General features: G+C 71.4%; 14 protein-coding genes. 9 read left to right on the top strand and 5 right to left on the bottom strand.

Annotation, left to right across the window (positions count from 1 at the left end; all coding sequences use genetic code 11):
- Positions 1-123 precede the first annotated feature (123 nt).
- From ABD340_RS03945 to ABD340_RS03970, 6 genes are all read left to right on the top strand, one after another.
- Positions 124-1,560 carry a helix-turn-helix domain-containing protein gene (locus ABD340_RS03945; RefSeq protein WP_344587018.1) on the top strand — a complete coding sequence of 479 codons (1,437 nt, stop codon included), beginning with the start codon at positions 124-126 and terminating at the stop codon, positions 1,558-1,560.
- A gap of 139 nt (positions 1,561-1,699) precedes the next feature.
- Positions 1,700-2,677 (top strand): glucosyl-3-phosphoglycerate synthase, encoded by a 978-nt coding sequence (locus ABD340_RS03950; RefSeq protein ID WP_344587019.1) that lies wholly within the window; start codon positions 1,700-1,702, stop codon positions 2,675-2,677.
- 206 nt (positions 2,678-2,883) lie between these two features.
- Positions 2,884-4,113 (top strand): acyl-CoA dehydrogenase family protein, encoded by a 1,230-nt coding sequence (locus ABD340_RS03955; protein ID WP_344587020.1) that lies wholly within the window; start codon positions 2,884-2,886, stop codon positions 4,111-4,113.
- Positions 4,114-4,469: 356 nt separating this feature from the next.
- Positions 4,470-5,096, top strand: a complete 627-nt coding sequence (locus tag ABD340_RS03960; RefSeq protein ID WP_344587021.1) for a TetR family transcriptional regulator — start codon at positions 4,470-4,472, stop codon at positions 5,094-5,096.
- An 8-nt stretch (positions 5,097-5,104) separates the two neighbouring features.
- On the top strand, positions 5,105-5,476 hold the full coding sequence (locus ABD340_RS03965; RefSeq protein WP_344587022.1) for a phosphomannose isomerase type II C-terminal cupin domain: 372 nt from the start codon (positions 5,105-5,107) through the stop codon (positions 5,474-5,476).
- A gap of 87 nt (positions 5,477-5,563) precedes the next feature.
- Positions 5,564-6,535 (top strand): phosphotransferase family protein, encoded by a 972-nt coding sequence (locus ABD340_RS03970; RefSeq protein ID WP_344587023.1) that lies wholly within the window; start codon positions 5,564-5,566, stop codon positions 6,533-6,535.
- On the opposite strand, the gene ABD340_RS03975 is transcribed toward ABD340_RS03970, so the two are convergent.
- Positions 6,532-7,158: a class F sortase gene (locus tag ABD340_RS03975; RefSeq protein ID WP_344587024.1), complete on the bottom strand. Its 627-nt coding sequence runs from the start codon at positions 7,156-7,158 to the stop codon at positions 6,532-6,534. The genes ABD340_RS03970 and ABD340_RS03975 overlap by 4 nt on opposite strands.
- Entirely contained in the window at positions 7,145-7,759 is a 615-nt protein-coding gene (locus tag ABD340_RS03980; RefSeq protein ID WP_344587025.1) for a hypothetical protein, read from the bottom strand. Before ABD340_RS03980 ends, ABD340_RS03975 begins: the two co-directional genes overlap by 14 nt.
- Positions 7,760-8,013: 254 nt before the next feature.
- Here ABD340_RS03980 and ABD340_RS03985 point away from each other — a divergent pair, with 254 nt between their 5' ends.
- Complete coding sequence (locus ABD340_RS03985; RefSeq protein ID WP_344587026.1) at positions 8,014-8,358, top strand: DUF6285 domain-containing protein; 345 nt, start codon at positions 8,014-8,016, stop codon at positions 8,356-8,358.
- Between the two features lie 78 nt (positions 8,359-8,436).
- Here ABD340_RS03985 and mctP read toward each other — a convergent pair whose 3' ends face one another.
- The 3 genes from mctP to ABD340_RS04000 all read right to left on the bottom strand — a co-directional run bounded on the left by mctP (position 8,437) and on the right by ABD340_RS04000 (position 11,054).
- Positions 8,437-10,044, bottom strand: coding sequence for a monocarboxylate uptake permease MctP (gene mctP / locus ABD340_RS03990; protein WP_344587027.1), 1,608 nt, complete (start codon positions 10,042-10,044; stop codon positions 8,437-8,439).
- Positions 10,045-10,047: 3 nt separating this feature from the next.
- On the bottom strand, positions 10,048-10,278 hold the full coding sequence (locus ABD340_RS03995) for a DUF3311 domain-containing protein (RefSeq protein WP_344587029.1): 231 nt from the start codon (positions 10,276-10,278) through the stop codon (positions 10,048-10,050).
- Between the two features lie 206 nt (positions 10,279-10,484).
- The gene (locus ABD340_RS04000) at positions 10,485-11,054 is read right to left on the bottom strand and encodes a VOC family protein (RefSeq protein WP_344587031.1); all 570 of its coding nucleotides are present in this window, start codon (positions 11,052-11,054) and stop codon (positions 10,485-10,487) included.
- Between the two features lie 337 nt (positions 11,055-11,391).
- On the opposite strand from ABD340_RS04000, the gene ABD340_RS04005 reads away from it, so the two are divergent.
- Positions 11,392-13,584: an anthranilate synthase component I gene (locus ABD340_RS04005; protein ID WP_344587032.1), complete on the top strand. Its 2,193-nt coding sequence runs from the start codon at positions 11,392-11,394 to the stop codon at positions 13,582-13,584.
- 79 nt (positions 13,585-13,663) lie between these two features.
- Entirely contained in the window at positions 13,664-13,810 is a 147-nt protein-coding gene (locus ABD340_RS04010) for a GPGG-motif small membrane protein (protein ID WP_344587033.1), read from the top strand.
- Positions 13,811-13,814 lie beyond the last annotated feature (4 nt).

Genomic DNA, 13,814 nt, shown 5'->3' on the forward strand with positions numbered 1-13,814 from the left:
GGGTGCTTGCCTCGACTATGCCCCGGCCGCGACGCCTGGATGGACCCTCGATTAACGGAAGAAGTTCGAAATTTCCGTTAATATGAAGCCGTGACGACCTTGCCGCGAGAAGAACCACTCAACTTGACGAGCGATGTAGACCTGGTGACCTTCGGGCAGCGGCTGCGGCATCTGCGCCGGGCGCGCGGCATGACGCTCGCGGATCTCGGCGAGCGCGTCGGCCGGGCGCCGTCCCAGCTCTCCCTGCTGGAGAACGGGCGGCGCGAGCCGAAGCTGTCGCTGCTGCAGTCCCTCGCCGCCGCGCTGGAGGTCCCGGTCGAGGAGCTGCTGCGGCGGCAGCCGCCCAGCCGCCGCGCCCAGCTGGAGATCGCCCTGGAGGAGGCGCAGCGCGATCCCCTCTACCGCTCGCTCGGGGTTTCCCACCTCAAGGTCGGCAAGCGGATGCCCAACGATGTGCTGGAGCACATCCTCGCCCTGTACGGGGAGCTCCGGCGCAGCCGCACCAAGCCCACCGCCAGCCCCGAGGAGGCGCGCAAGGCCAACGCGGAGCTGCGCCGCCAGATGCACGAGCGCGGCAACCACTTCTCCGAGATCGAGCAGGTCGCCACCCAGACGCTGGACGCGATCGGCTACCGGGGCGGGGCGGTGTCGCAGGGGATGCTGATGACCCTGGTGAGCCATTTCGGGTTCGGGCTGCAGTACGTCCAGGACCTGCCGCGCTCGGTCCGGTCGATCACCGATCTGCGCAACCGCCGCATCTACCTGGAGCGCGAGCAGCTGGGCATGCACACGCCCCGCACCATCCTGCTGCAGACGCTCGGGCACATCGCCCTCGACCACGACGTGCCCAGGGATTTCGCCGACTTCCTGCGCCAGCGGGTCGAGGCCAACTACTTCGGCGCCGCGATGATGATGCCCGAGCGGGCCGTCGTCCCCTACCTGCAGGAGGCCAAGGCCGCGCGCGAGCTGTCGGTGGAGGACCTCGCCGACGTGTTCTCGGTGTCGTACGAGATGGCCGCGCACCGCTTCACCAACGTGGCGACCCACCATCTCGACCTGCAGCTGCACTTCACCAAGAACGACGAGAACGGCACCATCTACAAGGCCTACGCCAACGACGGCCTGATCTTCCCCCAGGACGAGGACGGCGCCATCGAGGGCCAGCGGATGTGCCGGGAGTGGGCCGGCCGGCACGTGTTCCAGACCGCCGACCGCTTCTCGGTCTACTACCAGTACACCGACACCCCGACCGGCACGTACTGGTGCCTGTCGCACATCGACCCCAGCCACGAGCGCGACTTCGCGATCACGCTCGGCGTCCGGTTCGAGGACTCGCGCTGGTTCCGCGGCCGGGAGACCACCAACCGGGTCAGGTCGGCCTGCCCGGACGGCGACTGCTGCCAGCGACCGCCGCTGGAGCTGGCCGAGCGGTGGGAGGGCATGGCCTGGCCGTCCGCCCGCGCGCACTCCCACGTGCTGTCGGTGCTGCCCCCGGGGGCCTTCCCGGGTGTGGACGAGGCGGACGTTTACGCTTTCTTGGATCGGCATGCCGCCGAATGACCGATGTGTTGTCCGGATGTTAAGTTCTCGGGTCGGCTGATCTGGTTCCGTTCCAACGGTGAATATCTGCGCTGACATGGCGTTTCCTGTCTTAAGGACGTCTTCGTCCCCCAGACGGTCCCGACGGAAGGGAGATCGCGTGCTGCCTGAGGTCGCGTCGTGGTGGCGCCGCCGTACCAGCGATACGGCGGACTGGCCGCTCGACACCCTGCTCGCGGCGAAGGGCGCCACCCGGATCAGCGTGGTGCTGCCGGCCCGCGACGAGGAGGCGACGGTCGGCGCGATCGTCGCCGCCATCCGTGCCGAACTGATCGAGCAGGTTCCCCTGGTCGACGAGATCGTGGTGATCGACTCCCGGTCCACCGACCGCACCGCGGAGGTGGCCGCGGCCGCCGGGGCCGAGGTGGTCGCGCAGGACGCCGTGCTGCCGGAGACGGGCCGGATGTCGGGCAAAGGGGAGGCGCTGTGGAAGTCCCTGGCGGCCACCCGGGGCGATCTGATCGTCTTCGTGGACGCCGATCTGCGCGCGTTCTCCACCGGCTACGTCACCGGCCTGCTCGGGCCGCTGCTCACCGATCCGTCGGTGGGCTACGTCAAGGGCTGCTACGACCGTCCGCTGGTCAACGGCGAGAACCGGGTGGAGGGCGGCGGCGGGCGGGTCACCGAACTGGTCGCCCGGCCCTTGATCAACCTGCACTGGCCGCTGCTGGCGGGGGTGATGCAGCCGCTGGGCGGAGAGTACGCCGGGCGCCGCGCCCTGCTGGAGCGGCTGCCTTTCGTCACCGGGTACGGGGTCGAGATGGGCCTGCTCCTGGACGTCTTCCAGGACGCGGGCCTGGACGCCATCGCGCAGGTCGACCTGGGCCGCCGGATCCATTCCCACCAGTCCAACGAGGCCCTCGGGGCGATGTCGTCGCAGATCCTGCTGACCGTCTGGTCGCGGCTGCAGCGGCACGGCCGGATGCTCCCGCTGGAGGCCCCCGCCACGGCCCTCACCCAGTTCCGGCGCGCCCCGGGCGGCCATGACGTGCTCGTCAGCGACGTGAGCGTGGGTGAGCGCCCGCCGATGGTCGAGGTCCCCGGTTACGCCTCGGTGCGCCGTCCGCTGCTCTCCTGAGCCGGACGGGGCCGCCCCCGGACGACGGTGTCCCGGGGCGCCCGTCCACCCCCGCCTTCCTCCCGGGTGAGGATCCGGCGGCTTTTTTTGTGCGCCGATGCGCACGTCGCCTCACTCTTTGTGACTCTGGCCACGGTGCCGCATTCGCCGCCCGGTCCGGGTGCTACCGTTGGTAACAGCTAATATTGGAGAGAGGGTCAATAACGATGACGAGCACCGAGCCGACGCCGTTCTCCATCGACCTCGGCGAGGACGTGCGCGAGGTCCGGCAATGGGTCCACGAGTTCGCGCGCGAGGTGATCCGTCCCGCCGCCGAGGAGTGGGACGAGCGCGAGGAGACCCCCTGGCCTTTGATCCAGGAGGCCGCGAAGGTCGGGCTCTACTCGCTGGACTTCTTCGCCGCCCAATGGCTGGAGCCCACCGGGCTGGGCATCCCGGTGGCCTTCGAGGAGCTGTTCTGGGGAGACGCCGGCATCGCGCTGTCCATCGTGGGCACCGGCCTCGCCGCCGCCTCCGTCGCCGCCGTCGGCACCCCCGAGCAGACCGGGGAATGGGTCCCGCAGATGTTCGGCACGCCCGACGACGTCCGGCTGGGCGCCTTCTGCGCCTCCGAGCCCGACGCCGGCAGCGACGTCGGCGCCATCCGCACCCGCGCCGTGTACGACCAGGCCAAGGACGAGTGGGTGATCAACGGCACCAAGACCTGGGCCACCAACGGCGGCATCGCCGACGTCCACGTCGTGGTCGCCTCCGTCCACCCCGAACTCGGCAGCCGGGGCCAGGCGAGCTTCATCGTCCCGCCCGACACCCCCGGGCTGAAGCAGGGCCAGAAGTTCCGCAAGCACGGCATCCGCGCCTCGCACACCGCCGAGGTGATCCTGGACGACGTCCGGATCCCCGGCGGGCTGATCGTCGGCGGCAAGGAGCGGTTCGACCAGCGGATCGCCCGGGTGCGCGAGGGCAAGAGCGCCAAGGGGCAGGCCGCCATGAAGACCTTCGAGACCACCCGGCCGGCGGTGGGCGCCATGGCCCTGGGCGTCGCCCGGGCCGGCTACGACTACGCCCTGGACTACGCCCGCGAGCGCGAGCAGTTCGGCAGGAAGATCGGCGACTTCCAGGCCATCGCGTTCAAGCTGGCCGACATGAAGTGCCGGATCGACGCCGCCCGGCTGATGGTGTGGCGGGCCGCCTGGATGGCCCGCACCGGCAAGGAGTTCCAGAACGCCGAGGGCTCCATGGCCAAGCTCATGGCCAGCGAGGCGGCCGTGCGCGTCACCGAGGAGGCCGTCCAGATCCTCGGCGGCAACGGCTACACCCGCGAGTACCCGGTCGAGCGGATGCACCGCGACGCCAAGATCTTCACCATCTTCGAAGGGACCAGCGAGATCCAGCGGCTGGTCATCGGCCGCACCATCACGGGCCTCCCGGTGCGCTGACCGGTGCGCCGACCGGCGTTCATGCCCCTGGCCATACCTGGGCACCGCCGTGGCCGGGGGTGCCGCTGACCAGATCTTTACCCGCCGTCGCGCGCACGGCGCGAAGCAGGTGTCCCGCCGGTGAAATCTTCGCGATCGCGCCGCGAACGGACGGAACACGCCGCGCGGCGCGGGGGCGCGGCCCGGCGACCGCGGTGCGGCCGGCGGATCTTTACCCGGCCGCGTCCGATCGCCAGTATTGGACGGACCGTCGATGGACTGCCGCGGGGTGTTCCGGACCTTCCGCGGCGAGGGGAGCGATCATGAGCGGTGCCCGGCCGCGGGTTTCCGGCCCCGGTGGCGGTACGGTTCTGGCCATGACGTCCACAGGTGCGGCCAGACCGGGATCGCGGCGCGATCCCGACCGCCGGCGCGCCCTGCTGGAGGCGGCCGACCGGGTGATCCAGCGGGAGGGCCCGGAGGCGTCGATGGCCGCCATCGCCGCGGAGGCGGGGATCAGCAAGCCGATCCTGTACCGCCACTTCGGCGACAAGAGCGGGCTCTACCAGGCGCTGGCCGAGCGGCACACGCGCCGGCTGGTGGAGGGCATCCGGGCGGAGTTCTCCCGCTCCGGCTCGGTGCGCGCCCGCACCCGCTCGACGATCGACACCTACCTGGCCATCATCTCGGCGAACCTGCACCTCTACCGGTTCCTGATGCACCGGGCCAGCGCGGAGGACGCGGCCACGCACAGCGTGATGAGCACCATGATCCGCGGGGTGAGCCGGGAACTGGCCGAGGTGATGGTCGCCGAGGGCGACGGCATCGACCGGACCCGGGCCTATGTGTGGGGGCACGCGGTCGTCGGTATGGTGCAGACCGCCGGCGACTGGTGGCTCGACCACGCCGGCGAGGTGCCCCGTGCGGTGGTGGTCGACAGCCTGGCCGATCTGATCCTGGCGGGCCTGCCCTGGGGCGCCGCCGAGCCGAGTCGAGAACGATGATCTCCGAGGTGACTGTGCAGACCGACCTGAGGCCCGAACCCTCCGTCGAGACCGAGCGTCGGCCGTGGGGGAGCTTCGAGCGCTTCACGCTGAACGAGCCGTCCACGGTGAAGCTGATCCATGTGGATCCCGGCCAGCGGCTCAGCCTCCAGCGCCATCGCGACCGCGACGAGCTGTGGGTGGCGCTCGACCCGGGCGCGGTGTTCGAGGTGGCCGGGCGCCGGATCGAGCCGGAGGTGGGCGAGCGGGTGCTGATCCGGGCCGGCGACACCCACCGGCTGAGCTCGTCCGGGCCCGCCGTGCGGGTCATGGAGATCGCCTTCGGCGACTTCGACGAGGACGACATCGAGCGCCTCGAGGACTCCTACGGCCGCGCCTGACCGCCCTCCGCTCCGGACGCGTCCTCTCCGGGGGCCGGCGCCTGCCAGGATGGGAAGCGGTCACTTACGCCGGCCGCGGGAGGGCGGATGGATCTGGAACGGCTGGCCGGCCCGCTGGCCGGGGTGCTCGCCGAGCGGTACGGGCCCGGCGTCGAGGTGCGCGGGCTCGGCCGGGCCGGGGGCGGCGCGTCCCGGGTCACCTGCGGTTTCGAGGCGGTCACCGCGGCGGGCCGGGCGCACCCGCTGATCCTGCGGCTGGACGGCGCGCCCGGCGCCCTGGCCGCGGTGCCGCTGACCCGCGAGGCCGGGCTGATGCGGGCGGCGGCCGCGGCCGGCGTGCCGAGCCCTGAGGTGATCGCGGCGGACGGCCCGGACGGCCCGCTCGGCATCCCCTTCGTGGTGATGGAGCGGATCGAGGGCGAGAGCATCCCGCGCCGCGTCCTGCGCGACCCCGCGCTGGCCGCCGCGCGCGCGGAGCTGGCCGCGCGGTGCGGCGAGATCCTCGCGGCCGTGCACCGCATCCCGGTGGACGCCGTCGCCGGCCTCGACCGCGCCGACCGGCTGCGGAGCTGCCAGGAGGTGCTGGACGCCATCGGCGAGCCGCACCCCGCCCTGGAGTTCGCCCTGCGCCGGCTGGAGCGCGGCCGTCCCCCCGAACGGCCGCCGGCCGTCGTGCACGGAGACTTCCGCAACGGGAACCTCATCGTCGGCCCGGACGGCGTCAGGGCCGTCCTCGACTGGGAGCTCGCCCATCTCGGCGACCCCATGGAGGACCTGGGCTGGCTGTGCGCGAAGGCGTGGCGCTTCGGATCCGACCTGCCGGTCGGCGGGTTCGGGACCTACGAGCAGCTCATCGAGGCTTACGAACGGGCGGGCGGCGCCACGGTGGACCGCGACGAGCTGCACTGGTGGGAGATGTTCGGCGTGGCCCGCTGGGGCGTCATCTGCGCCATGCAGGCCCGCCGCCACCTGTCGGGCGGCGAACGGTCGGTGGAACTGGCCGTCCTGGGACGGCGCGTCGCCGAGAACGAATGGGACCTGCTGCAGATGCTGCCCTAGACGGGCGAATGCCGGACCTCGCCTCTGGTCAGGTGCGCGTACACGATGACGTTGTCGTTGTACGACCGGTCGGTCTTGTCGTACGTCCCGCCGCAGGTGATGAGCCGCAGTCCCGCGTAGCGCACCTTCCCGTACACACGCGCGCGGGGGAACTCCCACTTCGGTACGCGTTCCATCGCGTCCACCCGGAACACCGCCACGCTCCGGTCCCGCCGCGTCACCCGGATGCGCGCTCCAGGGCGGAGCCTGTGCAACCTGTGGAAGACGGCGGGCCCGTGCATGTCGTCGTAGTGCCCGAGCATGACCGAAGGCCCCCGGCTCCCCGGCGCGGGACCGCGCTCGTACCAGCCGGTGTGGCCCGCCTTGTGGAACGGCGGTACGCCCACGGTGCCGTCCTTGTTCAGGCCCACCCGCATCACCGGGGCGTCGACACCGATGTCGGGGATCTCGACGCGGGTGGGCGCGGACGAGGGGAGCGCCTTTCCGTCCGGGATGTGCCAGAGCGAGCGGGGGCCGCCGAAGTCGCGGTAGTGCACGCGAGGCTCGCGGTCCCGCGCGCCGTGGCGCATCGCGAGCGCGCCCACGACCACCAGCCCGATGGCGACGGCGCTACGGCCTCGCACGGGCCGCCCGGGACCGTACCAGCGCCGACACCCCGACCCCGGCGGCGCACACCAGCAGCGCCAGTCCCGTCAGCGTCCACGCCAGGCCGCCGTCCCGTGCGCCGCCGCCGCCCGTCCGCGCCCAGCCGCGCGGTTCGGTGGCCTCGTGCCCGCCGTGGCCGTCGTGCCCGCCATGACCGCCATGACCGCCATGGCCGTTGTGACCGCCATGGCCGTTGTGCTTGTCGTCCCCGTGCTGGGCCTGCACGCTGATGAGGCCCTCCTGGGTGAAGCCGGAGTCCGAGCACCGCGCCTTGACCCGGTGGCTGCCGGGCCGTTGCTGGACGACCCGCGCCCGTACGCTGAACCAGCCGTCGGTCACCTCGCCGGTGCCCTGTGCCGCGCCGCCGATGACCACCTTGCGGTCGTCGGTCTGGCAGCCTCCGGACACCGTGACGGAACGGTCGGCGCGGCCGGTGACGGGCTCGATGTCGAGGTCGTCGGCGTGCGCGGCGGGCGCGACCGCGGGGAGCGGCCCCGTCACGGCCAGCGCCGTGGCGGTCAGTGCGGTTGCGACGACGGTCCGCGCATACGCGGTGGCGGCCTTCATGGGTGCGCTCACCCTCCATCCCCCTGATGCCAGGCGACCCTTGGAATGCGACCTGCGAGGTGATCGTGATGTGACAGCGGTTGCGTTTGTGACGCAAGGTGGCAGGTTGATTCCCGAGAGTTCCCCGGTTCAAGGCGGCGCCGGGCGTATCTTTGCCGACTCTTACCGACCTTTGCCGCGGGCCCGGGGCTCCGCTCGGCGCAGGCCGGACTCCCGGGTGGGGCGCACGGTAGAATCGCGTTCTGTTCTCGATCGAGGAGTCGCCGATGGCCGCGCCCCATGACGCCCCCACCGCCCGCGAACTGGTGGAATCGGTCCGCGAGTTCCTCGAGCGGGACGTGGTCGGCGCGCTGGCGGGCCGGGCCCGCTTCCACGCCCTGGTCGCGGTGAACGCGCTGTCGATCGTCGAGCGGGAGATGGCGGAGGGCGGGGCCCAGACCGTACGGCACCGCGCGCGGCTGGAGGCCCTCGGCCTTCCCGACGACGCCGCCCTGGCGGCGGCGATCAGGGCCGGCGAGCTCGACGACCGCGCCGCCGAGACCAGGGCGATGCTGACCGAGACCGTCCGCGACAAGCTGCTGGTCGCCAACCCCGGCTACCTGGACTCCTGAGACGCTCGAAGTCCCGGACGCGCGCGGGCCCGGCCACCGTGCGGTGGCCGGGCCCGCGTGGACCGGGTGCCGCGCCGATCAGGTGCTGGAGGCGACCTCCAGGTCCTTGACCTTCGGGTCGCCCTCATCGGCGACGTAGTCGGACTCCCGGGTGGCGTCCTCGCCGTCGGGCAGCTTGGCCGCACGGCAGATCAGCGTTCCGGCGATCGCCACGACCAGGTTGACGGCCAGGGCCAGCATGCCCACGTACATCGTCATCTTGGTGTCCAGGCCGAACTCGCTGAGCTTGTACGCCGAGCCGCCGAAGTGGGCCTTGCCCTTGGCCGGGTTGGGGATCTGGTAGAGCATCCACAGCCCCGCCACCATGCCCGCGGCCCAGCCCGCGACCAGGGCGCCGCGGTGGAACCAGCGGGTGACCAGGCCCAGCGCGACCGCCGGCAGCGTCTGCAGGATGATCACGCCGCCGATCAGCTGGAGGTCGATGGAGAACTCGGGGTCCAGCAGCAGGATGCAGGCCACCGCGCCGACCTTGACGATCAGCGACACCAGCTTGCTGACCGTGGCCTCCTGCTTCTCGCTGGCGTCCCGGTTGAGGTACTCCTTGTAGATGTTGCGGGTGAACAGGTTGGCCGCGGCGATCGACATGATCGCCGCCGGGACCAGCGCGCCGATCCCGACCGCCGCGTACGCGACGCCGGTGAACCAGTCGGGGAACATCTTGTCGAACAGCAGCGGCACCACGGTGTTGGTGTCGGGCTTGCCGTCGGTGGTCACCGGCTTCACCCCGGCCGCTATCGCCATGAAGCCCAGCAGCGCGATCAGGCCCAGCACGAAGCTGTAGGCGGGCAGCGCCGCCATGTTCCGCTTGATCACGTCACGGTTCTTGCTGGCCAGCACGCCGGTGATGCTGTGCGGGTAGAGGAACAGCGCCAGCGCCGAGCCCAGCGCGAGCATCGCGTAGTTGAGCTGGTTGGTGCCGTCCAGCAACGTCCCGTCGGACGGGACGGGCGTCTTGTCGAACTTGGCCTGCGCGGAGCCGAAGATGTCGCCCCAGCCGCCCAGCCGGGTCGGGATGTAGAGCACCGCCACGATGATCACCAGGTAGATCAGCACGTCCTTGACGAAGGCGATCAGGGCCGGTGCCCGCAGCCCGGACTGGTAGGTGTAGGCGGCCAGGATGCCGAACGCGATGATGATCGGCAGATGGCCGTGCACCCCCATCGCCTTCAGGACCGCCTCGATCCCGACCAGTTGCAGCGCGATGTACGGCATCGTCGCGACGATGCCCGTGATCGCGATGACCAGCGCCAGGGTCGGTGAACCGAACCGGGCGCGGACGAAGTCGGCGGGGGTGACGAAGCCGTGCACGTGCGACACCGACCAGAGCCGGATCAGCACCAGGAACACCAGCGGGTAGACCACGATGGTGTAGGGCACCGCGTAGAAGCCGGCCGCGCCCGCCCCGAACACCAGGGCGGGGACGGCCACGAAGGTGTAGGCGGTGTAGAGGTCGCCGCCGATGAGGAACCAGGTGATCCAGCTGCCGAAGCTGCGGCCGCCCAGCCCCCACTCGTCGAGGCTGTCCATCGTCTCGGGCCGGCGCCACCGGGCCGCCACGAAGCCCATCCCGCTGACCAGCAGGAACAGTGCCGCGAAGACGATCATTTCGGTGATGTGGTCGGACATCGCTCAGTCCCGCCTTCTGGTCGCGCGGTAGACGATCAATGTGCAGATCACGGCCAGCGCGATGAACAGGAACTGGATCCAGTAGAAGGCGGGGAAGCCGGCCACCCGGGGCTCGTCGCTGTTGTACAGGAAGGTCAGCAGCGGGACCACCACGGGAACGATCAGTAGCCAGTTCCATGGGCTGCGGTCGGTGCGCCGCGCCTCAGGCGGCCGTTTCTGGGAGCTCGAGGCCAAGGGGTCCTCCTCGTCGCGAGGGCCGCCCGGATCACGGGACCGGCCGATCGCAGGGGTGCAAACTGCGTGAGCTTACCGTGGTGGGGATCACAGTCCGATATCGGAGACGGCACGACTGGGTGGATCGTTCCACTCGACGTCCGGCATGTTGCCGGATTCGGACATGTGTCGTTTGACGTGGGACTATACCCCCATCGGAGGTGTGGTCAGACGGTGCGGTCGGCGGCGGTCCGCGGCTCGTGCCGGACGTCCTCGGGCGAGTCCAGCTCCCGCGTCCAGGCGGCGAACTCCACCAGGATCCCGTCGGGGTCCTTGAAGTAGATCGACCGCACGAACACCCCGTCGTGCATCTCGGGCGCCACCCCGAACTCGCTGTCGTCGTGGTTGAGCAGCGTGCCCACGTCGATGCCCTTGGCGATCAGCCGCTCCCGGTACTCCTCGATCCGCTCCGGCGGCACGTCGAAGGCGATGTGGTTCATGGACCCGACCGCCGAGAGCAGCTCGCCCCGGTCGGGCAGGTTCCTGGGCGCCGAGACCCCGGGCACCGGCTCGGGCGCGTCCGGGAACCAGAAGAAGGCCAGCGCGTTCCCGCCGCCGCAGTCGAAGAAGAAGTGCTGCCCCCACCCCATCGGCAGCTCGATGGTCTTGATCAGCGGCATGCCCAGCACACCCTGGTAGAAGTCCACCGTCCGCTTCATGTCGCTGCACACCAGGGCCAGATGGTTGACCCCGCGCAGTTCGAACTCGGTGTTCCGCCCGCTGGTCGAGCCGGTCATGGGAGCTGGACCCCGTTCCTGTAAGCGAACCCTTGCACTCCTCATGATGGCAAGGTCGGCCGGTGATGGAAACCCTGGGCGCGCCCGGCGGCGGCCCGGTGCGGCCCAGGACGATCCGGTGGCGTGACGCGGCCGGGCGGTGCGCTTGGCCGCCGGGCCCGGCTGCGGGTACGCTCGGCGCATGCGAACCGGGAACCGCCAGCGCAAGTGGTGGTGGCGCCGCTGAGGCGGCGCCGGTTCGAGCTGTTCCGACATCCAGGCGACCGCCCTCTCCCGGCGGTCGTCTCGCGTTGGGCGGCCAGGGGTGGAGGGCCCGAATCCTTGAGGGGCCACCGCGGTGGAGACCGTCCCAGAACCTTCGCAGACCAGCGAGTTCACGACCGGCGGGGGCGTACGGGTCACCCGTACGGCGACGCCGGTCGACCCCGAGCGCAAGTCCGACGTGCTGAACGCCCTGGTCGCCGCCCTCGGGGAGCGGCGCGGCGGCGTGCTGAGCTCCGGCATGGAGTATCCCGGCCGCTACAGCCGCTGGCACATGGCCTATCTCGACCCCTGCCTGGAGATCGTCGCGCGCGGGCGCACGGTCACCGCGCGGGCCCTCAACGACCGCGGCCGGGTGGTGCTGCGCGCGGTCTCGCCCGTGCTGCGCGGCACGGGCGAGACCCGGGCCGACGAACCCGGGCGGGTGGAGGTGCACGTGCCGCCCGCCGAGGGGTTCTTCACCGAGGAGGAGCGCAGCCGCCGGCCGACCGTCTTCACCGCGCTGCGCGCCGTGATCGACCTGTTCCGCTGCGACGACCCGCACCTGGGCCTGTACGGGGCGTTCGGCTACGACCTGTCGCTGCAGTTCGAGCCGCTGCGCACGCGCCTGGAGCGTCCCGCCGACCAGCGTGACCTGGTGCTCCACCTGGCCGACGAGATGATCGTGGTGGACCGGAAGCGGGAGACCTCGCACCGGCTGTCCTACGACTTCACGGTGGACGGCGCCGGCACCGCCGGGCTGCCGCGCGAGACCGAGCCGACGCCGCCCGCGGCCGCCGCCGAACTGCCGCCGCAGCCCGTCCCGGGCCTGTACGCGCAGATGGTGCGGGACGCCAAGGAGAAGTTCGTCCGCGGCGACCTGTTCGAGGTGACCCCCGGGCACGCGATGTCCGGCCGCTGCGACTCCCCGCCCGCGTTCTTCGAGCGGCTGCGCGAGACCAATCCCGCGCCCTACGAGTTCCTGTTCAACCTGGGCGAGGGCGAGCACCTGGTCGGGGCCTCGCCGGAGATGTTCGTGCGGGTCAGCGGCGACCGGGTGGAGACCTGCCCGATCGCCGGGACGATCCGGCGCGGCGCCGACGCGCTGGAGGACGCCGAGCAGATCCGCACGATCCTCTCGTCGGCCAAGGACGAGTCCGAGCTGACCATGTGCACCGACGTGGACCGCAACGACAAGTCGCGGATCTGCGTCCCGGGCAGCGTGCGCGTGCTGGGGCGGCGGCAGATCGAGCTGTACTCGCGGCTGATCCACACCGTCGACCACATCGAGGGGCGGCTGCGGCCCGGGTTCGACGCGCTGGACGCCTTCCTCACCCACATGTGGGCGGTCACGGTCACCGGAGCGCCCAAGACGTGGGCGATGCAGTTCATCGAGGACCACGAGGACACGCCGCGCCGCTGGTACGGCGGAGCGGTCGGGTGCGTCGGCTTCGACGGGTCGATGAACACCGGGCTCACGCTCCGCACCGCGCAGATCCGGGACGGGGTGGCGACCGTCCGGGCCGGGGCGACGCTGCTGTACGACTCCGACCCCGACGAGGAGGAGCGGGAGACCCACCTCAAGGCGAGTGCGCTGCTCCAGGCGCTGGCCCAGTCCCAGGCGGAGACGGCCCAGGGCGGCGGTGAGGCCGCGCAGGCCGGGCCGCCCGAGGTGGAGGGGGAGCGTGCGGGGGAGGGCCTGAAGGTCCTGGTGGTGGACCACGAGGACTCCTTCGTCAACACCCTCGCCGACTACTTCCGCCAGCAGGGCGCCGACGTGGTCACGCTGCGGCACGGCTTCCCGGTGGGGATGCTGGACGAGTACGCGCCCGACCTGGTCGTGCTGTCGCCCGGGCCGGGCCGTCCCGACGACTTCGCCACCGGTGCGCTGCTGGACGCGCTCGACGAGCGCGCGCTGCCCGTCTTCGGGGTGTGCCTGGGGCTCCAGGCGATGGTCGAGCACGCGGGCGGCGGGCTGGCGCTGCTGCCCGAGCCGTCGCACGGCAAGCCGGGACGGGTCAAGGTGGCGGGCGGGGCGCTGTTCGAGGGGCTGCCGGACGAGTTCACCGCCGCCCGCTACCACTCTCTCCACGCCACGCCGGACCGGGTGACGGGATTCCAGGTCACCGCGCTGACCGGGGACGTGGTGATGGCCATCGAGGACCCGGCGCGGCGGCGCTGGGCGGTGCAGTTCCATCCCGAGTCGATCCTGACCGCGACCGGGCGGGCGGGGCACCGGATCGTGGCGAACGTGCTGCGGCTGTGCAGGGAGGCCGTCCCCAGCCCATAAAACCGCAACAAAGAGGCAATTTCGGACATCCATCTCGAAGGAGTCGTTTGGTGGTCGCGGGGGCGGGGACCCCGCGACCATGCTCACCTTGCTGTGGATCATCGCGGTGGCCCTGATCGTCGCCGGTATCTATGTCATCGTCGCGCGGCGCGAGCTGATCTTCGGGATCGTGCTCATCGTGCTGGGCTTCCTGGTCGGACCGGGCGGCATCAGCATCTTCGGCTGACCGG

It is taken from the genome of Actinomadura vinacea, from assembly GCF_039532545.1.
GTDB lineage: Bacteria > Actinomycetota > Actinomycetes > Streptosporangiales > Streptosporangiaceae > Spirillospora > Spirillospora vinacea.